The organism is Paenibacillus silviterrae, from assembly GCF_030167925.1.
GTDB classification, from domain to species: Bacteria; Bacillota; Bacilli; order Paenibacillales; family NBRC-103111; genus Paenibacillus_G; species Paenibacillus_G silviterrae.
Map to the genome: position 1 here is coordinate 1,686,477 of NZ_JASKUT010000001.1, position 23,451 is coordinate 1,709,927.

General features: G+C 53.6%; 26 protein-coding genes. 3 read left to right on the forward strand and 23 right to left on the reverse strand.

Annotated features, from left to right (window positions below):
- Window positions 1-8: 8 nt before the first annotated feature.
- Complete coding sequence (gene kapB, locus QMO62_RS07310; protein WP_284639867.1) at window positions 9-401, reverse strand: kinase-associated lipoprotein KapB; 393 nt, start codon at window positions 399-401, stop codon at window positions 9-11.
- Window positions 402-436: 35 nt separating this feature from the next.
- Complete coding sequence (locus QMO62_RS07315) at window positions 437-775, reverse strand: thioredoxin family protein (RefSeq protein WP_284639869.1); 339 nt, start codon at window positions 773-775, stop codon at window positions 437-439.
- A gap of 95 nt (window positions 776-870) precedes the next feature.
- Here QMO62_RS07315 and QMO62_RS07320 point away from each other — a divergent pair, with 95 nt between their 5' ends.
- Entirely contained in the window at window positions 871-1,083 is a 213-nt protein-coding gene (locus QMO62_RS07320) for a hypothetical protein (protein WP_284639871.1), read from the forward strand.
- A gap of 88 nt (window positions 1,084-1,171) precedes the next feature.
- Here QMO62_RS07320 and QMO62_RS07325 read toward each other — a convergent pair whose 3' ends face one another.
- The 3 genes from QMO62_RS07325 to QMO62_RS07335 all read right to left on the reverse strand — a co-directional run bounded on the left by QMO62_RS07325 (window position 1,172) and on the right by QMO62_RS07335 (window position 5,923).
- Complete coding sequence (locus QMO62_RS07325) at window positions 1,172-2,785, reverse strand: ABC-F family ATP-binding cassette domain-containing protein (protein ID WP_284639873.1); 1,614 nt, start codon at window positions 2,783-2,785, stop codon at window positions 1,172-1,174.
- Between the two features lie 96 nt (window positions 2,786-2,881).
- Window positions 2,882-4,813 carry an ABC transporter ATP-binding protein gene (locus tag QMO62_RS07330; RefSeq protein ID WP_284639874.1) on the reverse strand — a complete coding sequence of 644 codons (1,932 nt, stop codon included), beginning with the start codon at window positions 4,811-4,813 and terminating at the stop codon, window positions 2,882-2,884.
- Between the two features lie 42 nt (window positions 4,814-4,855).
- Window positions 4,856-5,923, reverse strand: coding sequence for a M42 family metallopeptidase (locus QMO62_RS07335; protein WP_284639876.1), 1,068 nt, complete (start codon window positions 5,921-5,923; stop codon window positions 4,856-4,858).
- A 93-nt stretch (window positions 5,924-6,016) separates the two neighbouring features.
- Here QMO62_RS07335 and QMO62_RS07340 point away from each other — a divergent pair, with 93 nt between their 5' ends.
- Both QMO62_RS07340 and QMO62_RS07345 read left to right on the forward strand, forming a co-directional pair.
- Window positions 6,017-6,358: an ASCH domain-containing protein gene (locus tag QMO62_RS07340; RefSeq protein WP_284639878.1), complete on the forward strand. Its 342-nt coding sequence runs from the start codon at window positions 6,017-6,019 to the stop codon at window positions 6,356-6,358.
- A gap of 79 nt (window positions 6,359-6,437) precedes the next feature.
- On the forward strand, window positions 6,438-6,875 hold the full coding sequence (locus QMO62_RS07345) for a hypothetical protein (protein WP_284639880.1): 438 nt from the start codon (window positions 6,438-6,440) through the stop codon (window positions 6,873-6,875).
- A gap of 67 nt (window positions 6,876-6,942) precedes the next feature.
- Here QMO62_RS07345 and QMO62_RS07350 read toward each other — a convergent pair whose 3' ends face one another.
- The 18 genes from QMO62_RS07350 to QMO62_RS07435 all read right to left on the reverse strand — a co-directional run bounded on the left by QMO62_RS07350 (window position 6,943) and on the right by QMO62_RS07435 (window position 23,440).
- Window positions 6,943-7,836 (reverse strand): PP2C family protein-serine/threonine phosphatase, encoded by an 894-nt coding sequence (locus QMO62_RS07350; protein ID WP_284639881.1) that lies wholly within the window; start codon window positions 7,834-7,836, stop codon window positions 6,943-6,945.
- A gap of 3 nt (window positions 7,837-7,839) precedes the next feature.
- Entirely contained in the window at window positions 7,840-9,261 is a 1,422-nt protein-coding gene (locus QMO62_RS07355; RefSeq protein ID WP_284639883.1) for a DUF6382 and FHA domain-containing protein, read from the reverse strand.
- A gap of 12 nt (window positions 9,262-9,273) precedes the next feature.
- Entirely contained in the window at window positions 9,274-9,789 is a 516-nt protein-coding gene (locus QMO62_RS07360) for an A24 family peptidase (protein ID WP_284639885.1), read from the reverse strand.
- Entirely contained in the window at window positions 9,786-10,448 is a 663-nt protein-coding gene (locus QMO62_RS07365; RefSeq protein ID WP_284639887.1) for a TadE/TadG family type IV pilus assembly protein, read from the reverse strand. The genes QMO62_RS07360 and QMO62_RS07365 overlap by 4 nt, the downstream gene beginning before the upstream one ends.
- 12 nt (window positions 10,449-10,460) lie before the next feature.
- The gene (locus QMO62_RS07370) at window positions 10,461-12,743 is read right to left on the reverse strand and encodes a hypothetical protein (RefSeq protein WP_284639888.1); all 2,283 of its coding nucleotides are present in this window, start codon (window positions 12,741-12,743) and stop codon (window positions 10,461-10,463) included.
- Between the two features lie 13 nt (window positions 12,744-12,756).
- Complete coding sequence (locus QMO62_RS07375) at window positions 12,757-13,734, reverse strand: hypothetical protein (protein ID WP_284639890.1); 978 nt, start codon at window positions 13,732-13,734, stop codon at window positions 12,757-12,759.
- A complete protein-coding gene (locus QMO62_RS07380) occupies window positions 13,735-13,965 on the reverse strand; it encodes a Flp1 family type IVb pilin (protein WP_284639892.1) in 231 nt (76 codons plus the stop codon). It abuts the gene before it with no gap.
- Between the two features lie 13 nt (window positions 13,966-13,978).
- Window positions 13,979-14,851: a type II secretion system F family protein gene (locus tag QMO62_RS07385; protein WP_284639894.1), complete on the reverse strand. Its 873-nt coding sequence runs from the start codon at window positions 14,849-14,851 to the stop codon at window positions 13,979-13,981.
- A 5-nt stretch (window positions 14,852-14,856) separates the two neighbouring features.
- Window positions 14,857-15,666, reverse strand: a complete 810-nt coding sequence (locus QMO62_RS07390) for a type II secretion system F family protein (RefSeq protein WP_284639895.1) — start codon at window positions 15,664-15,666, stop codon at window positions 14,857-14,859.
- Window positions 15,663-16,907, reverse strand: coding sequence for a TadA family conjugal transfer-associated ATPase (locus QMO62_RS07395; RefSeq protein ID WP_284639897.1), 1,245 nt, complete (start codon window positions 16,905-16,907; stop codon window positions 15,663-15,665). Before QMO62_RS07395 ends, QMO62_RS07390 begins: the two co-directional genes overlap by 4 nt.
- Window positions 16,828-18,036: a P-loop NTPase family protein gene (locus QMO62_RS07400; protein WP_284639899.1), complete on the reverse strand. Its 1,209-nt coding sequence runs from the start codon at window positions 18,034-18,036 to the stop codon at window positions 16,828-16,830. Before QMO62_RS07400 ends, QMO62_RS07395 begins: the two co-directional genes overlap by 80 nt.
- A gap of 147 nt (window positions 18,037-18,183) precedes the next feature.
- On the reverse strand, window positions 18,184-19,299 hold the full coding sequence (locus QMO62_RS07405) for a C40 family peptidase (RefSeq protein ID WP_284639901.1): 1,116 nt from the start codon (window positions 19,297-19,299) through the stop codon (window positions 18,184-18,186).
- 3 nt (window positions 19,300-19,302) lie between these two features.
- Window positions 19,303-19,770, reverse strand: coding sequence for a DinB family protein (locus QMO62_RS07410; RefSeq protein WP_284639903.1), 468 nt, complete (start codon window positions 19,768-19,770; stop codon window positions 19,303-19,305).
- Window positions 19,771-19,783: 13 nt separating this feature from the next.
- The gene (locus QMO62_RS07415; RefSeq protein ID WP_284639905.1) at window positions 19,784-20,425 is read right to left on the reverse strand and encodes a class I SAM-dependent methyltransferase; all 642 of its coding nucleotides are present in this window, start codon (window positions 20,423-20,425) and stop codon (window positions 19,784-19,786) included.
- Window positions 20,426-20,435: 10 nt separating this feature from the next.
- The gene (locus QMO62_RS07420; protein ID WP_284639907.1) at window positions 20,436-21,479 is read right to left on the reverse strand and encodes an SAM-dependent methyltransferase; all 1,044 of its coding nucleotides are present in this window, start codon (window positions 21,477-21,479) and stop codon (window positions 20,436-20,438) included.
- Window positions 21,479-22,252 (reverse strand): ABC transporter ATP-binding protein, encoded by a 774-nt coding sequence (locus QMO62_RS07425; RefSeq protein WP_284639909.1) that lies wholly within the window; start codon window positions 22,250-22,252, stop codon window positions 21,479-21,481. The genes QMO62_RS07420 and QMO62_RS07425 overlap by 1 nt, the downstream gene beginning before the upstream one ends.
- A 13-nt stretch (window positions 22,253-22,265) precedes the next feature.
- Complete coding sequence (locus QMO62_RS07430) at window positions 22,266-22,604, reverse strand: cyclic-phosphate processing receiver domain-containing protein (protein ID WP_284639911.1); 339 nt, start codon at window positions 22,602-22,604, stop codon at window positions 22,266-22,268.
- Window positions 22,601-23,440 carry a deoxyribonuclease IV gene (locus QMO62_RS07435; RefSeq protein ID WP_284639913.1) on the reverse strand — a complete coding sequence of 280 codons (840 nt, stop codon included), beginning with the start codon at window positions 23,438-23,440 and terminating at the stop codon, window positions 22,601-22,603. Before QMO62_RS07435 ends, QMO62_RS07430 begins: the two co-directional genes overlap by 4 nt.
- Between the last annotated feature and the right edge of the window lie 11 nt (window positions 23,441-23,451).

Consider the following 23,451-nt stretch of genomic DNA (forward strand, 5'->3'; position numbering starts at 1 on the left):
CTCATCCTTTACAGCTTATATTCTTGCTGAAGCTGCTCCAGCTCCTCGCGGCAGCGCTGCGCGAAACGAATAGCCCGGTCCAGCTGCTGCAGCTCCTGCGCAAGCGCTCGGCTCAGGGATTCGGCATACTCGGGAACAAAGCCTTCGTACGGACGAATGGTTTGAACCGGCATAAGAGCGATTTCCTGGTAAGCCAAGGCACGTCTCTGATGGAAGAAGGGTACGTCCGGGTCCATCGGATTATGGAGATCCCCCTGCGTCGGATGTTTGACTACCGCCAATATTTTCACGGTAGCCTTCATGGTAGATGATTGCTCGACGATTTCCCCGATATATTGTCCGGTTTTATACGAAGCCGTCACAAGGGATCCGATCGGATATACAGCCATATTGTCGTTCATGTTCGCTTCACAGACTCCTCTCTTTACGCGAATCATTATAGGTTTTTTACTTCGTCTTCTTGAATAAAGCGGTACAGCTCATCAACCGCTTGCATGCGATAACGCTTCACAGGGGGCTGACCCCTCTGCACTTTCACTATACAGGGAACGCTTTCGATTTTCCACTCCTGCGTCATCTTAGGACTGAAGTTAATGTTGCAGCGACCGATGTCCTGGGTCGGGTCCATCGCCTGGACAATCTCCAGCATACGGTTTGCCACCTTGCACGTCCCGCACATGAGTGTATAGAAGAGCACATGCCACGTTCGCAGCGGTGCCGGATTGCCTTGAAGCCGATTCAAGAGATCCGATTCCGTCCATTCCGAAAGGCTCATGCGGTTTACCTCATTTCTCTTTCGATTGCGTATTGCTTCCGGCGTCATAAATCAATACAATAAGAGCATAGACAAGCAAGGTAGGTGTAATGAGAATGACGGAAAATCATGAGAATCAAGAGCAGCAGGCCGGGTCCGAGCCAAAAAAGGTCAGCTTGGCCGACGCCATTAAGAACAAGCTTGCTCAGAAGAAACAAGCCCAGCAAAGCGGCGGCGGACAGCAGATGCGCGGAGGCAACAGCGCTGTGATGCGCAGCCAGAACAACAAGAAGCCGAACAATCAGCGTAGACGTACCGGCGGAAGCTAAAACAAGTACGAAGGCTTGAAGAAAAGAAGGATGAGCGCACGTCCCCTTAAGGGTACGGTTAGCGGCTCATCCTTTTTCTCATGCAAGCTTATGCGTACAACGCCTCGCGCTGCTTCTTTATGTCTTCACTTTCGAGGTACTCGTCATAAGTGATGATCTTATCGATGATGCCGTTCGGCGTAATCTCGATGATCCGGTTCGCGATCGTTTGCACGAACTGATGGTCATGCGATACGAACAGCAACGTACCGTCGAAATCGATCAAGCCGTTGTTTAGCGCCGTGATCGATTCCAAATCCAAGTGGTTCGTCGGCTCGTCAAGCAGCAGCACATTTGCGCCGCTCATCATCATTTTGGAGAGCATGCAGCGAACCTTTTCTCCCCCGGACAGAACACTGGCTTTCTTGAGCGCTTCTTCTCCGGAGAACAGCATCCGGCCCAGGAAGCCGCGCAGATACGACTCATCTTGTTCCTTGGAATATTGTCTCAGCCAATCCACCAGATTCAGGTCCGAGTTGAAATACTGGGAGTTCTCCTTCGGGAAATACGCCTGCGTAGTCGTAACCCCCCAAGTATATTCGCCCGAGTCCGCTTCCAGCTCGCCCATCAGCACTTGGAACAAGGTCGTCTTTGCCAGCTCATTCGGTCCGACCAGCGCAATCTTGTCGCCCTTGTTTACAGTGAAGCTGATGTTGTTCAGCACCAGCTCGCCGTCAATCGACTTGGAAAGGCGGTCTACGGTCAGCAGCTGCTTGCCTGCTTCTCGCTCCGGCTGGAACTTGATGAACGGATATTTCCGTGTGGAAGGCTTGATATCCTCCAGCGTCAGCTTCTCGAGCTGCTTCTTCCGGGAGGTTGCCTGCTTGGATTTAGAAGCGTTCGCGCTAAAGCGGCGGATAAATTCCTCCAGCTCTTTGCGTTTCTCTTCTACCTTTTTATTGGATTCACGGGTCAGCTGCAGCGCCAATTGGCTGGACTGGTACCAGAAGTCGTAGTTACCGACATACATCTGGATTTTACCGAAGTCGATGTCCGCGATGTGTGTACAAACTTGATTCAAGAAGTGGCGATCGTGGGATACCACGATAACGGTTCCTTCAAATTTCGCAAGGAAATTTTCCAGCCAGTTGATGGATTCGATGTTCAAATGGTTCGTCGGCTCGTCAAGCAGCAGAATGTTCGGGTTGCCGAACAACGCTTGAGCCAAGAGCACGCGTACCTTTTGGCTGCCGTCAAGGTCCTTCATCTTCAGATCGTGCAAGTCCTTGGGAATGCCGAGTCCGATCAACAGCTCAGCCGCATCGGATTCCGCCTGCCAGCCGTCCAGCTCCTGGAATTCGCCTTCCAGCTCCGCGGCCTTCATGCCGTCCTCTTCGGAGAAATCCGGCTTCGCGTACAGCGCATCCTTCTCCTCCATGATTTGGAACAGACGCGCGTGGCCTTTGATAACGGTCTTAAGCACCTCCACCTCATCGTACTCGAAATGGTTCTGCTTCAGAACAGCCATCCGCTCGCCCGGATTGATGCTGACTTCTCCTTTGTTCGGCTCCATCTCCCCGGACAAAATTTTGAGAAACGTCGATTTGCCCGCCCCGTTCGCGCCGATCAAGCCGTAGCAGTTGCCCGGAGTAAACTTGATGTTCACATCTTCAAACAACGCCCGCTTGCCGTATCGCAGGGTAACACCCGTTACTGTAATCATATTTGATAACCCACTTTCTATCCATGTCCCGTTGTTTAGTTCTTCCAAACGTATATTATAGCATACTTTAGGGCAGCTTCCCAAACCTCGGCAAAATTATTTGTTTTGCGCAATCTGCTCCACCAGCTCCGAAAGCTCCGCCCAGCGGTCCATCGCCTGCTCCAGCTGTGCCGAAACCTCCTGCTCCTCCCGGTACAAGGTCTGGACCTTGCCGAAGTCACTGCCCGCATTCTCTATGTCGTTTTTGATTTGCTCCAGCTTCGCTTCCAAGCCGGCGATCTTCCCTTCAATTTCATCCCATTCCTTCTGATCTTTGAAGGACAGCTTCTTCGGCCGACTGGATTCGCGTCGCTCCGAGGCCTCTTCCTGCTTGCCTGGAGCCGGCTGCTGCTGCGCTGCCTTCCGCCGTTCCTGTTCTTCCACCTGTTTCTCGAGCTGCTGAGCTTCCATATATTCCGTATAGTTTCCGTGATAACGCCGAATGCGGCCGTCTCCTTCGAATACGAATAGATGATCCGCCGTACGATCGAGGAAATACCGGTCATGGGAAACGGTGATAACGGCTCCGGGGAAATCGTCTAAATACTCCTCCAGAATGGTCAATGTCTGAATGTCAAGATCATTGGTCGGCTCGTCAAGCAGCAGCACGTTCGGCTCGCCCATCAGCGTCCGCAGGAGATACAGCCTTCGCTTCTCTCCGCCCGACAGCTTGCCGATCGGCGTCCACTGCAGCGACGGGGAGAAGAGGAAGCGCTCCAGCATTTGCGCAGCGGTAATGGACTCGCCGTTCGCCGTTCGGATGACCTCGGCCGCTTCCTTAATATACTCGATGACGCGCTGCTTCTCGTCCATCTCCACATTCTCTTGCGTATAATACGATAGCTTGACCGTAGTACCTACTTCCATCGTGCCGCCGTCCGGCTGCATTCGTCCGGCTAGCAGATTCAGGAATGTCGACTTCCCCGTTCCGTTCGGTCCGATAATGCCGATTCGGTCTTCCGGCATGACGATATAACTGAAGTCCCGGACAAGCTGCCGGGAGCCGAAGCTTTTGCTGATGTGATCGAGCTCGATCACCTTCTTGCCGAGCCGGCTTGCCCCGAGCGCCATATCCAGCTTCTCACCAGGACCGTCCGCCTTGCGGTCCCTCAGCTCGACGACGCGGTCGATCCTTGCCTTCTGCTTCGTCGTCCGCGCCTTTGCGCCGCGGCGCAGCCAGGCAAGCTCCCGGCGAAGCAGGTTCTGACGCTTATCCTCCTCCGCAGCCTCCCGCTCAAGACGGTCCGCCTTTTTCTCCAGGAAGGCCGCATAGTTGCCCTCATAGCTGTACAGCTTGCCCCGATCGAGCTCGAAGATGCGGTTCGTTACTCTGTCCAGAAAATATCGGTCGTGGGTAACGAGCAGCAGCGCTCCCTTCCATTTGCTAAGGAAATCCTCCAGCCACTCCACCGTTTCGTGATCGATATGGTTCGTCGGCTCGTCCAGAATCAGCAGGTCGGCCGGCTGGATAAGTACACGGGCCATAGCTACGCGCTTGCGCTGCCCGCCCGATAATTGACCTACCTTTTGGGAAAAGTCTGTAATGCCCAGCTTCGTCAAAACGGTCTTCGCGACAGTACCGGCTTCCCAAGCATTGAGGTTGTCCATTTGCTGCTGGACTCTGAACAGCTTAGACTGCAGCTTTTCATCCTCCGGCTTCAGCTGAAGCTCGGCAAGTGCCCATTCGTACTCTCTCAGCGCCTGCATGAGCGGCGTATCCCCATGAAACACTTGTTCGAGCACGGTAGACTCCGGATCAAAATCAGGCTGCTGCGGAAGATATTCCACCCGAAAATGATTCGAGTGGATCAGCTTCCCCTTCTCAATCGGATCCAGTCCCGCTATCACCTTAAGTAAGGATGATTTACCCGTCCCGTTCACACCAACCAAACCGATACGTTCCTTCTCGTTAATTTGGAAATGGATGTTGTCGAACAACACCTTTTCGCCATAGCTTTTATATAAATTTTCTACCGTAACGATGTTCAACGTTCATTACACTCCTTTCAGTCACACCTTGAAGCAGTTCGATTATGTCTTGTATGGCTCCGCGGGCTCCGTTACATAGGCTGCAAGCAAAGCAATGGTATTCATGATACCCTCCTCATGAGTACGCTCCATGGCATGAGAGGCATGAACTCCGGGACCGATCAAAGCCGCCCGGATGTTGCTTCCCCCGCGAAGCGCCGCAGAGGCGTCGGAGCCGTATTGCGGATATATATCGACGGCATAGCTCAGACCGTCGCGTTTAGCCAGCTCGATCAGCTTCGAAGTCATTGCGTAATCGTAGGGACCCGAGGAATCCTTGGCGCAAATGGACACATCGTATTCGGTACAAGTGAGATCCGCACCCATCGCACCCATATCGATTGCGATCATTTCTTCGATTTCCTGAGGAATCCAAGCTGCACCATGCCCCACTTCTTCATAGGTGCTGATAAGCAGCTGCAGCGTATATGCGGGCTTTATGCCCTCTCGCTGGAAGAGCCCCAGCAGACCGAAAAGAGCGGCAACTCCCGCTTTATCGTCCAGATGGCGCGATTTGATATACCCATTCGGTTTGAAGTGGGTACGAGGATCGAAGGAGATGATATCGCCGACGCTGATTCCAAGCGCTTTCACCTCGGCCGCCGAGGTCACCCGTTCGTCCAGACGGATCTCCATGGCTTCCTCATCCCTCTTGAAATCTCTGGCGTCAGGGAATACATGCACTGACGGCTTGGTCGTCATGATGGTCCCGTCGTACGTAAGTCCGTCCCGAGTATGCACGATACAATACTCGTTCTCCACGGAGCCCATCATGTATCCGCCGATCAAGGTGAACCGGATTCTTCCGTCCGGCTTGATCGATCGGACCATCGCCCCCAGCGTGTCGACATGAGCGGATAACCCGATCACTCGGGAATCCTGCTGCCCCGGTACCGTGATGATGCCGTTGCCCTTTGGCGTAAACGTCATTGGGTACCCTAGCTTAGCGGCTTCTTCTTTCAGCATAGACATGATCTGTCTGCAGTAACCGCTAGGGCTTGGTGTATTCAGCAGCTGCTCAAGAAGCTGCCGTACGTAGGTCTTGTTCATACGGTCTTGAAACGCGCTCATTTGGATCATCCTTTCCGGCTGGACTCCACATGTTCCAGCATTTGCATAGTCGACATTTTTCGTGTAAGCTACTTGTGATTAAGTTCTAGGAGGATGAGTCCTGTGTCTGAAACAACATTGCCGCCAAAAACATGCTCGATCGAGCGTATGATTACTGTTGATGCCGACATCCAAAAGGTACTGAGCGGCGAGAAAACCGCTACACGCAGAAACGGCCGTTATGCCGATATCGGCGAAATTATGGAGCTTCAAGGAAAGAAGTTCGAGGTTACCAGCGTGTATCAGCAATCCCTGGGCGAGCTTAACGATGAGAACATTAAATCCGAAGGCTACAGCTCCCTCGAAGAGTACAAAAACTATATCTTATCGATGCATGCCGGCATGCCTTGGATGCCTCAGATGAAGGTTTGGGTTCACGAATTTCGCGCGATCTAACATGACACAAAAAACAGTGTAGTTGCCAGCGCCGCTACACTGTTTTTTTCTATCCACTTCTTCGGAGGCATTTGTAACCATGACAATGATCTACTCCCTGCTCGTCTTCATTCATGTATTAAGCGCTCTTGCAGCCGTAGGGCCGTTCCTTGTGCTGATCCCCATGCTTCGCAGGCTGCGGACGGCGGACGATACCCAGCTGCTGATTTATTTGGACTCGTTTCAATATGTTGTCAGACTGTCCAAGCATACCGGACATGTCCTCGTCTTCTCCGGTTTGCTGCTTATGTGGATCGGCAAATGGCCTTGGACGACACCGTGGATCTTCGGAACGTTCGTCGTCCTCTTCGCTTCCCTGTTCTTTCTTGCTCGGGCCTTCTCACCCACGCTGCGGCGGCTCCGCGAGCCGGATCACGACCGCAGTGCTCTTGTAGCCAAGCTAAGCCGATCGTTGTACATTTATTTATTCGTCCTGTTCGTCATGCTTTGGCTTATGATCATGAAGCCGCTCTTGTAGGAGCGGCTTTCTTATTGGGCGTGGCAGTCTGGTTATCCAATGGTAAAGTAAATGAAATTCTATTATATCACTTTCGAAGATAGACCGGAATAAGCTCCAATAACTTTTTCACTTGACGGTGGACGTTCTTCAAACGGCGAGTCCAGCGTACCCGATCCGTACAGGTCCGTGTCATAGGGCTGATCAGCATAAGGCTGATGTTGTCCTCCGCTTGTCTGTCCAGTGCCTTATCCAGCAGCTCATCCGCAAGCTCTTGAAGATCACGGTCCGGCTCCCTTGCAGACTTCAGCAGCTCCGACAGCTTCAAATCGGTGAATCGGTCGTGGAAGCCGTCGCTGCTGAACAAAAAGACGGAGCGTGGGGTGTACATTCCACGGCGGATATAAACGCTTGGCTCCACACGTATGCCCAGCGTCTGAATCAGCACGTGTCTCTTGGGATGCGTACGTGCTTGACTGCGGGTCATTCTCCCTCTCCGCATCTGTTCCGATACCCAGGAATGATCCTTCGTCAGCCGCTTAAGTCCTCCGCGCCAAGGAATATAGTAAATGCGGCAATCTCCAACATGCGCAATAAGAAAGGTTTCGTCCATCAAAAACAGCACGGTTAACGTAGTCCCGAGCGTTGTTCCCGTCTCCGTTCCCCGTTCAAGCAGCAGCCGATGAATCGCCCGGAACAGTCCCTGCAGGGAAGACTCCACCCGATCTATCGGGTGCTTGTCCTCCAGAAGCTGCGGAAGCCGCTCATCCAGCCATTGCTTTACGGCCTGCATGGCCGTTTCACTGGCTGTCCTGCCATCCCCTACGCCGCCGATGCCATCCGCGAGGGCAGCGGCGGCATAAGGCATGCCGGCAGCCGTAGTACCCATCCGCAGCAAGGAGCGGTCCTCATTCGTCGTGCGGAACCAGCCGGAATGCGTGGCCGCTCCATATTGCCAGTGAACCGCAATTTTGGTTTTCACGTGTTAAGACCCCATTCGAAACGTAAAATCAGTTCGTATGATCTTAACTATATCACCATCCTGCAAAGAATACACCCTGTAAGGCACCAAAGCTGTGCCATTCAGCATCGTTCCGTTGCGGGATCCCAAGTCCTTCACCACATATACGCCGTTTTCGCGGATGATTTCCGCATGGATTCGGGACACCCCCTTGTCCTCATGCACAAAGTCTACCTCGACACCGGCGCGGCCGATGACGAAATGTGATTTTCGAAGCTCCACCTGCTCTTGCTTCCCGTTCTTTATGTATTCCAACCGAGGGTATAAGCTCTCTTCCATTATGGCAGACGGAGATAACAATACAGTGGCTTGGGAATGCGCCAGCAGCACGGTATGCTGAGAGCTGTCCGGAGCGCCATCTTGAGCCAAGGGGATCGATGGCGTGTGACCTATTGCTGCAGCTTTTGAGTGTGAATCGTCGAAGAAAAAGGGCTCGAACGGCTCATCCGGCAACGTCGATACGGCAGAGGAGGAGAGCTTTTTGAATAGAACAAACGCCAATCCTACACTAACTAGGCTTATACCTGAACATATATACAGGTAAAGCTCCGTCGGATTCTCGGCATACAAGCGCCAGATGAGTGCAAGGAGCAATACAAACATGGCTGCGGTTAGCCATTGTCTTTTAATCTTATTCTTCGAATCGTCCGCACGCTCCTCTTGCAGAAACGAATCTGCTGTCACCGCGCCCATAGGTGAAGCCGTTATAGGTGTTTGGCGGTGCAGCTCCTCTTCAAACATAGGTTGCGGAGAGGTGAATGTCCGCGGCCTTGGATCGGGATTTACAGTGTTGTACGGTTCCTCCAGTTGGGCAATATGCTTGTGCAGCAATTTCTTCAATTCCGATACGGAAAACGATTCCTCCTGCAAATAGCTCATAAGCTCTTGAAATCCGCTGCCCGTAAGCTCCTTCACCCTGTAAACCAGGCGTGAAGCCAGATGCTGCAAATCGGATGAAATCGAGCCTTTATTTTCAAGCTGCTCCTTTGGAATATAGGTCAAATAAAGATCGTCCAGCCCGCGCCCGCAAAATATGTAGTCCTCCATTAAGATATATCTTCCCGGCTGAAGCATGCAGGCTCTGCTGTCGTCCAGCACCTCAGTGAGTGTATACAGCACTTGATAAAATTGCTTTAAGGTTAAGCTCTCCTGCCTCAACCATGCGGACAGCATCCTCTTGCCCTCGATCGAATAATACAGCTGAATGTTTCCGTCTCTGGAGTCAAGCTGGAGCGGCAACAGCCTCGGAAGCCGATTCCACGTGAGCATTTTGACTTGAAACGAATTCAGCTGCTCTTGTACTAACCCGTCCCGATCGGATAAGACCATAAATTGTCCGTGTTCGTTGGTAAAATCAACCTGCAAGCCATACAACTGCTCCTTCACGCATGAGCCTCCTTATCCTGTCATATGAAAATATAGACCTATTGACGCGGGCAGCACAGCCCACATAAACGGAAACCGCAAATACCCATCTGCACGAACCACGTCTCTGAGCTCCTCCCTGTCATGCAAAACGCCGATGCGAAACATGGAAAACAGAAGCCGCTGACCACGAATAACCATTTCCTTCCTCCACAGGAGAATAAGCAGCGCTACTATACCTGCAGCCATTAGTGATGCAAAAACGAGCTGCAGCGTCATCTCCGTCCCAATCAGCGCGCCGAGTGCGGCAAACAGCTTGACATCGCCTGCCCCCACCGCGCGGGTCATATACAGCATGAGCATGGGAACAAACCCGGCTGCGGCGCCAAGCAAGGAAAACAACAACCCGTTAAACCCGCTAAGGTAAAGATGCACCAGCAGCCCCAAGACGAAACATGTCACCGTAAGTCCATTCGATATTTTACGGGTACGGATATCGCTGTAAAAGGCAATTATTATGAGGGCCCCAGCTACGCCATAAGCGATCATCCGTCACCTCCGATCCAAGCTCTTTCCATGGCTTGTTTTTTCAGCAAGATCGTCTTGCGGTAAAAGGGAATGTGTAAAGTAAGCTCGTATTGCGCTTCAATCACTAGATAGGCCTCCCCCATATTCTCAAAGCTTGGAAAAACCAGCTTCGTTACCTTCAGCTTCTCGCGCCGTAGTCTGCGTTCGTCGGCAAAGGCTGCCACGATGGGAGTCGCTGCGTCCCGAAGCCCCTCGTTGACGCGGTCTTTTACTGTTTGAGCTGCGTCCTGCCCTAGGGTTTCCAGCTTCTCTCTCCGTTCCTTCTCCCACTTGACCGCCATGAGCAATGGCTCAGGGATCCACTGGGCATAGTCATCCGCAAATGCCTCCGCATCGGTCACCGTTTGTCTTGCCGTCTGCACCTGCGAGACGATCTGCTCCAGCCATACACCGGCGGCGCTCTGCTGCCATCGGGCTTGCCCCTGCAAATATAGGTGGCGAACCGGATACATATTGGAGGCGATGACCTTGGAGCTTTCCGATACGGCGGTTTGTAGCGCCATTTCCGCCAATGAAATTTGAATGAAGGATACAAGCAGCATGATTAAGGTCAGAAAGAAGGGCATCACCAGCGCCGCCTCTACGACCATGCTCCCCTCCTCCGCTTGCCGCTTTTGCATACGCTTTTCCCCTTAGTAAGTAAAATCAGCTGTGCTGGTTAGCTTACAGCGGTTCCTATCCATATCGCAGCCCGAGAACCCTGTCCGTGAGATCAGCTTCATAACTTCCGGTAAAAACCATAAGCGGATGGATGTCGTTGCCCTTCCGGATATGTACGTTGCGGCCTTCGAAAGATCCTGCCCCGTATTGAGTTGAACCAGCGCCTGCAGCCTGGATAGCATCACCTTGTCCTTGCTGTGGAGCAGCAAAAACAATCTCAAATAGTCCTTGTAGCTGAGTGTGATAGCTCCGCTGAGCTTACGGGACAAGGGAACCTCCTCCCCTTGGAGAAGCTTAAACATATCCTGCTGCGCTCGGACGGCTCCTTCAGCCAAGGCGGCTAGAAAAACCAACAGCGGGGATCCGGCCGCCAATGCTTCATTACGCGGCTCCAGCAGCGCTTCTGTGGTGCCGATCGCCAGGCGTATCGCGAACATCTCTGCATAGGCCATCGTATAATTCGACGCACAGGAGCCGCCTCCATAGAGCAAATATTCCAGCTCCTGATTGGCGAGCACGTGCTGCTCAGGAGCAGACAGCTCCTTGGATATCTTCACCTTTCCCTGAGAATCCTTCTCTAGTCCCAGGGTGCGGTAGCTGAATTTGCTGACGGCAAATTCATCGATATAAAACTCATCGCGCACGTCAGTAAAAAATTCCTCCAGGCCGGCAAACAGCTTCAACGCTCCCAGGCCGGCTCGGTCCGGATGGCTTAGCTCTATCTCAGGCACCGGCTGCAAAACGCCCGATGCGGCATTAAGAGCCAAATAGGCTTGGTAATAACCCTTTGTCCCGCGACTCGGATCGCCCTGAAGCTCTTGATAGCTGGAAGCGAAGGGATCGACGCTGTCCGATAAGCTGCAAACGCCCATGCTTCGTTTCACTTGATCCAGCACCGCTTGCGTTTGCCTCCGCTGCTCCCGTTTGGCGCTTTGATTCGCAGAGCTTCTTGACGCTCGCTCGTTCTCCTTGACCTGCTCCCTTGTGTAAACCTCGTGCAGCTTCAGTCGAAACGACTCCAGCGCCGAATCCGTAGAGCTGTACTTTGCTTGCGTAAACATGAGTCCGTCCCCGATTTGCACCTCCAAACCGGAGAATAAGGCAACTGCTGCCCCTACATCGGTTTCATACGTCTCAAGCTCGGAGCGTTCTATAAGCATGATGCTCTGAAATGCCGCATTCGACCGATTCGATGATCCCGCAGCAGTTCCTTGAATGCGCCGCAGCTCGGTATTCAACTGATCGTTAGCCTGCTTAGCCCGCCCCATAGCTTCTTTGAACGCTTCGTGCAGTCCCGCAAGATCCTTCTGATCTTGAGCCGCCTTTAGCTTCAGCATGGCCAGCAGCTTCGCATATTGGAGCAAATCGCTCAGCAGCTGCTCGTACTGCGATACCAGCTGCGTTGCTTCCGAAAGCTGCTGCATAAGCGCGTTTCGAGACTCATTCAGGGCAATGATGGTCTGAACGGCCGCAGGACCTGCTTGAACAAGCGACATCAGTGACAGATCGATGCCGCGAATTTGCTCCTGCAGTGCAGCCACCTGCTGCTTGGCGGTCTGAAGGGTGGCGCGAACGTCCTCAATCGTATGAATCCCGATTCGCCCGCTAAGCTCATTCAAATCCCTGAGCTGAGTTTTATAAAATGGATACATATCCGACGATTTGTGCTGCAGCTGCTCCAGCTCTTCCCAAGCGGAAGACAGCTCCTGGTCCCTTTCCTCCAGCAGCTTTTCGATCTTGGCAGCATTCTCTCCGAAGCCGGACGCTTGATTCAGCTGAACGGGCAAGCTTGATTTTTTGAATTTATCGCTTATTTCCAGCGTGTATATCATGGGCGCGCGATATTTCATTTCCTCAAGAATTTGCCGCTTCAGAACCTGATGATTGGCAAGCGAGTAAACCGGCGTCGTCTTCGCCGTCCCCTCCTCCAGCCTATGGTCGATAAAACGGAAGCGGCTGGAGTCGACGGCATCCGATAGATTGGCGCTTACAACACGCGGAAAATTTGCCGCTTCCCCCTCCTCCTCCGAAGGTAGTCCGTACAGGCCATAGCTTTGAAGCTGAGGCGAGAAGGCGGACATGGACGATCGCAATCCCGCCTTTACCGCCTGTTCTCCCTCCTTCGCCGCCGTCTTGTACCTTATGACATCAATCAGGACGCCGCAGAAGAGCAAAATCGGCACAATGATCAGAACCAAATAAATTGAAACCGATCCCTGCTTCCCTTTCCAGAAGCGCTGCACACTACGGAGCAAATACACCCCCCCTTCATTCATGAATCATGACTACAATGCCTTGTCGTTCCAGTTCTTGCTTCAGTCCCTGGGACAGCTTCACCTTCTGCTGCTTCGACAGCTTGAAAAAATGCCAAACGACTCCCTGAACTTGTTGACCGCTCTTCAAAAGCTCCACATCCTTAGGCATCTGGCTCTGCCTCAGCTGCGCCTCGTTGAAGGTATAAAACGCTTGATGGGCTACCCTCTGCGCGTCGAGCGCATCCACCTCCCGCTTGGTGGTCGGATTTACCTGAAGCGTCGTCGCTTGACCCCCAACCAAGGTTCTAAGATGTGCTGCCGCTTGGGCATGGCTTGTTATTCGCACCGGCTCGTCGGGCACCGATTTAGGATCCGTCATCAGCTGCAGTGCCTGCCTCGGCTTTATTTTGCCTTGTATCTCCTGGACGAACGTCCACGTTAGGTCAACCAGCCGGATCGTCTCCACGGGATCGATCACATAGGAGGTAGCCAGTGCCTCCACCTGCCGCGGCGGTCCGGCCAAGGGGGCATGGAAGCCGGAACGGAGCAGAGCCTGGGTCGAGCGCAGCAGTCCCAGGTTCCGGTAGGACAATTCCCCGGACCAAATGCCCCCCAGACTTTCGGCCGTTTTCAACAGCTTGCCTCTCGGCTCTTGACCGCTGCCTTGTTCCACTGTAGAAGGCAGCGCTATTTTTACCGCTCCTGTCGGTAGCAGAAACTGAAATAAATTCAACACATTGTCCTGGGTAAGACGCCAGTAGAGGCTATCATGCTGACCTGCCGCCACACTTCCCGTTGCAAGCTCCTTCCTGCTGTTATCCCAGGCGTAAGCCGTACGCTCAGCCGCGAGCTCCGCCCTTTGCTGCAGGGCAGCCTGCTTGTATACGAAAAGCGAGAGCAGCAGCAGCGTACAAGTAGACAACAGGATGACGGGGAGCACCAGAGAGGCTTCCAGCGTAATGCTCCCTTTGACCTCGCGCCACAGACGCATTTAAGGCGTTGCGTTCGGGCTGATCGACGTAGCGTCCGAGCCGACCGTACCGGTTTGATTCGTCACTTGCGCGTCCGCCGAATCAAACAATGCCTTCACCCATTTCATGATCCATTTTCTAAACGCGATCGCTATAATTAGTAGAACAGCTACGATAAGTAATATTTCTAACGTGCCTAATCCTTCTTCTTCCTTCCAAAACCTTTTCCAGCTCAATTGCACCCATTGCATTTGTATTCCTCCTCTACGGACTAGTCAAATTCATCATCAGCATAGCGGGCGCCGCTACAACCACCATCACCATGAAAAAAATCAAAACCATCGGAAACACCATCTTCGACGAGGCTTCCTCCCCAAGCGTCTTTGCGACCGCCTTGCGCTTCTCCCAAAGGGTAACGGAAAGCTCGCGCAGCGACATGACCAGATCGTCGCCGCCCCGTTTATAATTCAAGAGCAGCGTCGTCGTGAACAGCGAAACCTCCTGCAGTCCGCACCGCTTACTGAAGTCCTCCATGCCTTTGGCAAAGGAACCGTTCATTCGAAGCACCTGCACTACGGGAAGCAGCTCCTGCAGGAGCGGATCCTTGTCCTGCTGCCGGCCCTCCACAATACGGATGAGCGCCTGGGGCACGGTTTCTCCTGCTCCTGTCAGCAGCATCAATTGATTCAGCAGCTCCGGCAGAGAGATCAGCATATCGAGCTTTCTTCGTTTCAGCTCCAGGCTACACTGCTGGTATTGCACGATCGGGAGCAGTAAGCTGAGCAGGGCTCCGTAAACCAACAGCTCGTAATTATCGGCAGCTGCAGCAAGCAGCGTAGCGGCCATAACCCCAAAGATCATCCCCTCGGACGATTTGGCCAAAAACCAGCGTGTTTGCGCTGGCGCAGCCTTAGCACCGTTAAGACCCACCATGATCTGATGTACGCGTCCCACCTGTTCCGGAAGCCGGTCTCCGGGACGAATAAGGTCAAGCAGCCATAAGCCTACCGGCGCGAGCCAAATTCGGTTCGAATGCGGAGGATGGTCACGTATCCACCCGGTGTAGCGCTTCGAAGCAGCTGCGTAGACGGCCGCAGTTCCCGCAACCTGTACAGCGAACAAAAGATACATCATCATGCCGTTCACACCCTAATGTCCATAATTTTGTTCGTTAGAACGAAGCAGGCTGCGAAGACGAGCAGGGCAAACGACATGATCAGCCTACCGGTCACACCGCTGTACATGGGCTCCATGTAATCCGGCGTCGTCATCCCCAGCACGGCGATCATAACGACAGGGGCCAGCGAGAGCACCCTTGACTCCAATCTTTTCTGGGACAGCAGCACTTGGATATCCTGTTGGATGGCGAGCTTGTCCTGGATAATGCTTGAGGTGCGGCGCATGACCTGGACGAGGTTGCCTCCTGTCCGTTTGCAGGTAATGAACACCTCCGTGAACTGCCGGATATCGTCAAGCTGCGCCCGTTCGCTGAAGCTCGCCAAGGCCCGCTCAATCGTTTCTCCGTTCTCCATCCGGCGCAGGATGATCTCCAGCTCCCGAATGATCATCGCTTCCGTACCGGTATAGAGCAGCCTCAAATCGGCCAGCGCTTCGGCAAAAGCGGATTCGATGGATTTGCCCGCACCAAGCGAAGAGGATAAGGAAGCCATGAGCTGCTGGAATTGAAGCTGCAGCTGCGCCCTACGGTTCTTGAGCAGCTGCCTGCGTCTCCATTCCGGAAAAAGCGAGCCCGCCGCAATGAACAACAGAACCATCCAGAAGCTTTTGTAGAAAATCCATGCCGTAACTCCCATGAACGCCCACCCGATTAGCATTGATAGGAAACGCTGCCGGGTGGACAAAGCGTACTGTCGATAGTCGGGCAGCGAGCCTTTTGCTGCTGCATCGGCTGCCGGTTTCGCGGAAGCTCGAACCAGAAGCTGCAAGCTCATGATAGATCTCCTTCCCCTGGAAGCTGCAGGCCGGCCATCACCAGCTTATCCGTGTGAAATAGCTTCTGACCGGTACACTTCAGTTCTCCCTGAACTCGTCCATCCTCTGCTGTGCCCGATTCAACGAATCGATACAGAGGGCGAAGCACAATCGCTCCCTGGTCTAGACCGATAACCTCACTGATTTCGGTCACACGTCGCGATTTATCACGGAGCCTTGACAGGTGGACCATGATGTCCAACGCGGAGGCCATCTGACTTCGAACGACCTCAATCGGCAGAGGTGCTCCGCTCAGCACCATCGATTCCAATCGGCTGAGCATATCTGCAGTAGAGTTCGAGTGGCCCGTCGACAACGAGCCGTCATGCCCCGTATTCATAGCCTGCAGCATATCCAGCGCCTCGGCCCCCCGTACTTCCCCGACAATGATTCGATTCGGCCTCATCCTCAGCGAGGAACGAATCAACTCTCGGATCGAGATTTCGCCCCGGCCCTCCGTATTGGCATTCCGAGTCTCGAGACTGACCAGGTTCGGTATGCCCGTAATTTGCAGCTCAGCCGAATCCTCAATCGTAATGATTCGCTCATCCGAAGGGATGCATTGGGAAAGCGCGCCGAGAAAGGTCGTTTTTCCCGAGCCGGTTCCCCCGCTTATAAATACGTTGTATTTGGCCCGAACCAGGGTGCTTAGCAGCTGGGCCGCTTCCTCGGAAAGCGCGTCCTTGCGGATCAAATCCTCCAGCGTCATCGGCTTTTCCGGAAATTTACGGATCGTCATGGCAGGGCCCTTGAGAGCGATGGGCGGAAGCACGATATTCACACGGGAACCGTCCGCCAGACGGGCATCCACAATGGGAGTAGACTCATTCACAACCCGGTTTACCTTAGCCACGATGGATTGGATGACATCTTCCAGCTTCTCTCTGCTCTCGAAACGGAGGGAGGTTTCCGTGACATGCCCGGCACGTTCGATAAAGATTCGGTCATGGGCATTGATCATAATCTCGGTTACGGTCTTGTCCTCCACCAGCGGCTGCAGTACATCAAGCCCGCGAAAGGAGTGAAACAGCTCCCGCACGCCCTGCACCTTTTCTCCCGCGGTTAAGAAGCTTAGCCTGGAGTAAGCGAACACCTCCTGCTCGATCCGTCCCAGCAGCTGCTCATCCGTCAATGACTGCCCGAGATCCAGCTGCTCCTGAATTTTGGCTTTCAGCTCTTGCTTCGTTTCCATTGACCACATGCGACTTGACCATTCCCTCCTTCCGTGAAACAATTCGTCCCCATGCTTCCGCCAAGGCACCGGAATACAACTCCTCCACCCGATCAACAGCCTTCCATTCGGGAATATAGGGGAGCTCTCCCCTAAGGCGAAAGCCTTGGACCGAGCCAACGTTCAAAACAGCACCCCTGCTTTTATTGAGCACAAAGATGACATCATCCCCTAGCGAAGCTCCTTCCCGTATGCCAAGCTGCGCTCCCATGCGTTCGAGGCAGAGCGCAGCCTTGTCCAAATGCACCACATCGTCCAGCAAAAGCCAATACAAGGCATCGCATCTTCGTATTGCTTCCAGGTTCGAGGGATGGAAGGAAGAGTCCAAATCGAGAACAATGCGATCATATCCCCCTAAAACCGCTAACGATTCCAGCAGTACTCTTACATCCTCCGCTTGCCATTCCAACAGCTCCCTCCAGCTTGAAGAAGGGATGAGATAATCGTACCTGCCTCGCGGATGTCTGCGTTTCACCTGCTCCAGCTTAGCAGGCACCTGCTTAGGCTGGGCTCTGATGTAGTAGAGCAGCTCGGCAAAGGGATCCTCTGCCGACAGACCTCCGGCAAGCATCTCTTGGGGATACCAAGCATAGGAGGGCTGCTGCTCCAGGGACACGCACATAACCTTCTCCCCTTGCTGTACCCAATGCCTTGCCAGATGGGAAGCTGCGACCGTCTTACCGGCGCCGCCGACAGCCGAGTACAATCCGATGATTTGAGAAGCTCTCTGGCCATGCAAAGGGGCAGCCTCGCATAATTCGTTGTAATGTCCGCTTACCGTAGACAACATCTGATCCAGGGGCTGGTATTTGAATAGAACCGGGTATTCCACAATTCCGCCGCTACCATTCGCCTCACTGAGCACCATCATGCTTCCTGCCCTCAGTTCAAATACATGATCGGGAAGGGGCAGGAATGCTTCGTGAACCAGCAGCAGGAACGGTTCCCTTTCCCGCGCGACATAGTGCATCGCCGACTCCCTGGAAGTAAATCGCTGCACGGCAAACCTTTCACTGTAATCGGTTGTTCGGATGAACATCGCCAGCATATCGCTAAAATATGCGTCCTCATCCAGCAGCACGAGCTTCAGCTTCGTCATACTCCACCTCCTCCCGTCAATGATCGCCCAAACACAAAAAAAAGCACGCGCTGTAAAAAGAACAATGGTTCTTCAAACAGCGGTGCTTCCGCTTATGTAGTATGGGATTTATTAGTATTATAGCAAAATCTTCGGAAGAATCAACCCTTATGGAAAAAATCGCCTTGCTCCGGCAAACTCGGCTGCGTAGGCAGGTGTGTTCATTGGAATGATTTCGAGCGGGCACTCCGTCTTCGGAGAATGAATCATCATGCCCTCTCCGATGTACATCGCCACATGGTGTACCTTCCCTTTTCCTCTGTCATAAGCATAAAAGAGCAGATCTCCCGGGAGCAGCTCGCTGCTTGGAATTGGCTCCCCCGCCTTAGCCTGGTCCTTCGCATCCCGCGGGATGGCAATTCCTATAGAGCGATACAGCGAATAGGTAAAGCCCGAGCAATCAAAGCCAAAGCCTGAAGCACCGCTCCAAATATAAGGCAATCCAAGGAAGGACTGAGCTGTCTCTACCAGCTTTTCCCTTGAGGCTTCGATGTCGGTTTCCATCAAGACGGACGCCTTTTCCACATAACGCGTTCCTTGCGGAGCATCAACGACCAGCCATGTCTCCTCTTCCCCGAGAACCGGGAGCAGGGTGTTAAAGCTGATTTCAACGGATGGACTGGACGGATCCGGTGCCTCGTGAAGAAAAGCGGTAGGCAGGGATACCACTGCTTTCGGACATGCTTCGTATGAAAACTCGACCTCAGCCAGCTGGGATTTCGGCATCCAGCCTGGGTAGCCCTCTTCCCGTTTCGGCGTATTTTGCTCGGGAATGGCAACTTTCACCCACTCATTGCCTTCCTCCAAAACAAAAACATTCGTTCCTAGGAGAGCCTGAGTTTCCAGCTTACCGACAAACCACAGCTTCTCCCTCGTGCTCAGCGGCTCCAGCCAGTCCCTTAAGAGCACAGGATTTTGCAAGGAACGCTCGTCCTTCGGTCGAGCGACGCCCGGTTCGGCCCAGAGGGTTGCCACGGATACCGCAATCTGTTTCATCCCCGTTTCGTGATCCGAAGGCCGGCGGCAATCGACATTTACCGTTGCTTCCGGCGGCGGAAGCATACCGGGAATCGGCTCCGGCACAGCCAAGCTTTCCTCGGCAGCCGCCGTTGCAACAAGGTAATCAACGCCCAGATTGGTTTCCTTCGCCGGCAAAAAAACAGCAGCCATCCCTAAGATGAGCAGGAACAGAACGAACGGCACTAGCAGCCGGCGCAGCAGCATCACTTACCCCCGAGCCTGAAATGCTTGCTTATTTCGCTCAATCTGCTGAACGTGGCGGTCTACATGACCGCTAAATTGCTGAACCAGATCCTTGAGGGTCAGCTTTCCCGTCACGTTGTGGACCCCAGTGCGGCTCCAGTCCTCCTCCTTCAGCTGCTTCAGCGCAGGAATCATACTCAAGCGGAGTACTTGAAACAGCTGCAATGATAGGTTCAAGTCCATTCCCTCATAATTTAAACGCACTGCCCAAGCGTCAGGATCGAATTTGAACAGCAACGGATTGTCCTCAGAGATGACCTTCTTCATTCGGTAAATGGCGTTGATCTCCGCATCGCACAGGTGAAGCACCACTTCCTTGATGCTCCATTTGTCCCGCGCAGGCTTGAAATTCAGCAGCTCCTCGCCGACCCCCTCCAGAGCTGCTGATAAACGGGTAAAGCCTTCCCCATAATGACGAATTAACTCTTCCATCGAAACCTCTCCCCTACTTCTTCGTATATGCACAGAGCTCCCAGACCCATTTGGGTTTACTGTAGCGGTGAAGCACTTGCTCCTCCATCCGGCTTATTTGCCAGTCTTGAAACAGCTCTTCGAGCATAGCGCCGTCGAAGAATCGCTTGCGCTGACCCTCCCATAAAAAATAGCCCGGCTCCAGCAGCTCGCCCTGTCCAGCTCCGTAAGCCACATCTTTCGTAGAGTTCACCCTGCACAGTAATACTCCACGGGGCTTAAGCAAACGGCGTATCTCACTGACAATATGCTTTGTCTGCTCCCAAGGAAAGTAATGCAGGCTTAGATCTGCTATCGCCAGCTGAGCCGATTCGTCGGGAAAAGGCAGCGGTTCCGTCAAGTCCAGCAGCAGTGTCTCCACAGCCGGAACGATCGTGCGAACACAGCGCAGCGCCTCTTCCGAAAAGTCACACGCGATAACGGGAAAGCCTCTCTCACTCAAGTACAGCGTGTTATTTCCTGCGCCGCAGCCCAAATCCAAAACAGGCGTCATTCGGAAATGCTCCAGCTCGCCGCTGTACTTATCCAGCCATGAATCGTAGGCCGCCGCGCGAACGCTGCTGCGAACATAAATGTCGTTCCAAAATTGCTTATCCGGTCGATGCTCTATACTCAACTGGGGATCCCTACCCATTCTTCACGAGAAAGAGCGTTAGCTCCTCGCGGTTGTGGAACAGCTGCTTCGCCTTCTGGAGCGACAGCTGCGGTTCGAAGTCTTCCGTCGCCTCACGCAGCGACTGCAGCGCCTTACCGTGCATCAGCTTCAGCGTAATAATCGCCGTCCCGCCCGGCTTGAGCGAATATAGCAAGCCTTGGATCAGCTTCACCATCTGACGCGGACTCCAGCTCATGTCGCACACGAGTAAATCGAACGAGTCCGGCTTCAGCTTAACATCGCCTGCGTTTTTCTGATAATACGTCAGCTTCGGATGCTTTAGAACGCCCGGATCCAGCTTTGCCGGGTCAATTGCGGTAACGTCGAGCCCTCTTTCGAGCAGGAGAGAGGTCCAGCCTCCGGGGGCTGCTCCTACATCAAGTGCAGCGCGATATTGGGTAAAATCAAGCCCGAACGTCTGCTCCGCCTCCAGCAGCTTAAACTTGGCGCGAGATACCTGCCCTTCCTCCTTGCGATACCGGACGGCTCCCCCCGGCCAATCGGACAAGTTATCGGAAGGCCTCGAGATGCCCCAGTAGATCAAGTCCTCCGTAAGAAAAAGCGAGATGATCCATTCCGCTTCCCTAACGACGGGAACGATTCCAGGCTTCACCGTCAGCACCTCGTCCAAGGCGTGCTTCACCGACGAGGGCGAAACCCCGGGTGCCGCGTGCTCCGTTTTTCGGACTTGAACGGCCACCCGCTCCCCCGCTGCGATAGCCGAGTGCTGCACCAGCTTTTCCCGAAGAGCCTCTACCAAGCTTTCCAAGCTCCCGTTCCACGCTTCTTGCCCGTTTACGGGATGCAGATGTCTTAAGAATACAGGCTCGCTTTCCGTCACGACCCGTACCGTTTCTTCCCAGGAAGCCTCCTCAAGCCGTGCCAGAAATACCTCTCCGGGGACGAGCCATTGGTACTTTACCGCTCCTCCGAACAAACGGCGAATTTCCTCTTGAGCCTGTTGAGCAAAGCCGTGATTTGATGTACCTATGAATACAGCTCCGTTTTCGCTCATTACAGCACCTTAATCCAAGGGCGCTCTCGGAACCATTCCAGCTGGATCGGCACCTGATACGCCTTTACTAAATTTTCCTCCGTAAGCACCTGCTGCTTCTCTCCTTGCGCAATCACTTGTCCGTCGCTCAGCAGCATCACATGAGTGAACATCGGCACAATCTCTTCAATATGATGCGTCACATACACTACGGTCAGCTGCTGCCTGCCCAGCTCGTTAATATCCTGCAGCAGACGCTCTCTTTCGAACAAGTCCAACCCTGCACACGGCTCGTCCATGATTAGAATCGACGGGTTCGTCATCAAAGCGCGCGCGAGGAGCACCTTCTTCCGCTCTCCCTGCGATAAGGAGATAAGCGGCTGGCCGGCGAGGTGGCGGATCCGAACCCGCTCCAGCATCGTGAGCGCCTTTTCCTTCACTTCTTCCGGAATTTCCTCATAGAAACGCAGGAAGCTGTACTCTCCTGTAGCAACCACTTCCCAGACCGAATCCGACGGTCCGAGCTTCTCAAACAGCGATTGGCTGACGTAGCCGATCCGCTTGCGCACCTCGCGTACGTCGCACTGGCCAAAAATATTGCCCAGTACCTCCACGCGTCCGCGGCTTGGAAATTGATACCCGGTAATCAATTCAAGAATCGTTGTTTTCCCGGAGCCGTTCTTCCCAAGAATGACCCAATGCTCTCCAGGCTTAACGTTCCATTCCACTTCGGATAAAATGCTGCGGTTTTCACGAATAAACGAAATTTGCGATAAGGACACAACTTGCGACATTAGCTACCACTACCTATTCCATGTATTTGGCTATTTCCATGATTAATTCCACGGGCATCGGCCCGTTCGTCAGCTCCACCTGCGGAGGCTTGTTCATATAGAGAGCTTCAAACATTCGAAGCCTGCCGCTCACACTCGAGGTATGCAAATAAATGCGTCTCGGATAACGTCCGGAAGCGATCAGTCTGCGGACAACGTCCATCCCGGTCTCCTGTCCCCAGCCGAGATCATAGTCCAAGGACAAGATATCGACCTCGCATTCCTGAAGCAGTAAGGTACACTCTTCTGCATTCGTAGCAAGGGTAAACCCTCGGGGACAAGGACGGTAATCGTCCAAATAGACATGAATCATATTCCGGCCAGCTCCTTCACATAGCTTATTTCTCCGGCATGCGTGCCGCCTTCCGGAACGGATGTTTCGAGCACCATAGGCAGCCTGGCGACATGAACGGAACGAAGCATGGTACGAAACCGCTGCTCTCCGATCTCCCCTCGGCCGATCATGGCATGCCTGTCTTTGCCTGCGCCGTTCGGATAGACGGAGTCGTTCAGATGGATCGCCCGAAGCTGCTGCATATAGCCAAGAGATAACGCCTGCTGCTCCAGCCGCTGCCAGCCGTCCGGTGCATCGGACCATAACCCGGCTGCGAACGCATGGCATGTATCCAGGCAGAACCCGACCTGCTCCGGCCTTGCGCACAGACTGCGAATCTGCACCAGCTCCTCCAGCGTCGTCCCCATTCTGGAGCCTTCTCCCGCTTGGTTCTCGATGAGCAGCAGAGCCTGCCCCGCATATCCTTTCAGCACCTCATTGATACATTGTATAATATTTTTATAGCCTTGTAACGGGTCTGCTCCCTTATATTTGCCAAAATGCACCACAATCCCCAGCGAGCCGCACGCGTCGGCTATCTCCAGATCATTCTTCAGCGAGGCAACGGTTGCCTGCCGGAGCGGTCCCTCGTCTGCGGCAAGATTGGTCGGGTAAGGCGTATGGGCGATGGACGCCAAGCCGTGCTCTTTGCAAAAATCCGAACATTTACGGGCATCGTGCTCGTTGTAGGACTTTACGGTAAGGCTGCGGGGATTTTTCGGAAAATACTGAAATGCGGTGGCCCCAATAGCCACCGCCGTACGAGCCGCATCATAATAACCGTGCCGAATGCTGATATGACAGCCGATCTTCATAGAGTACTCCC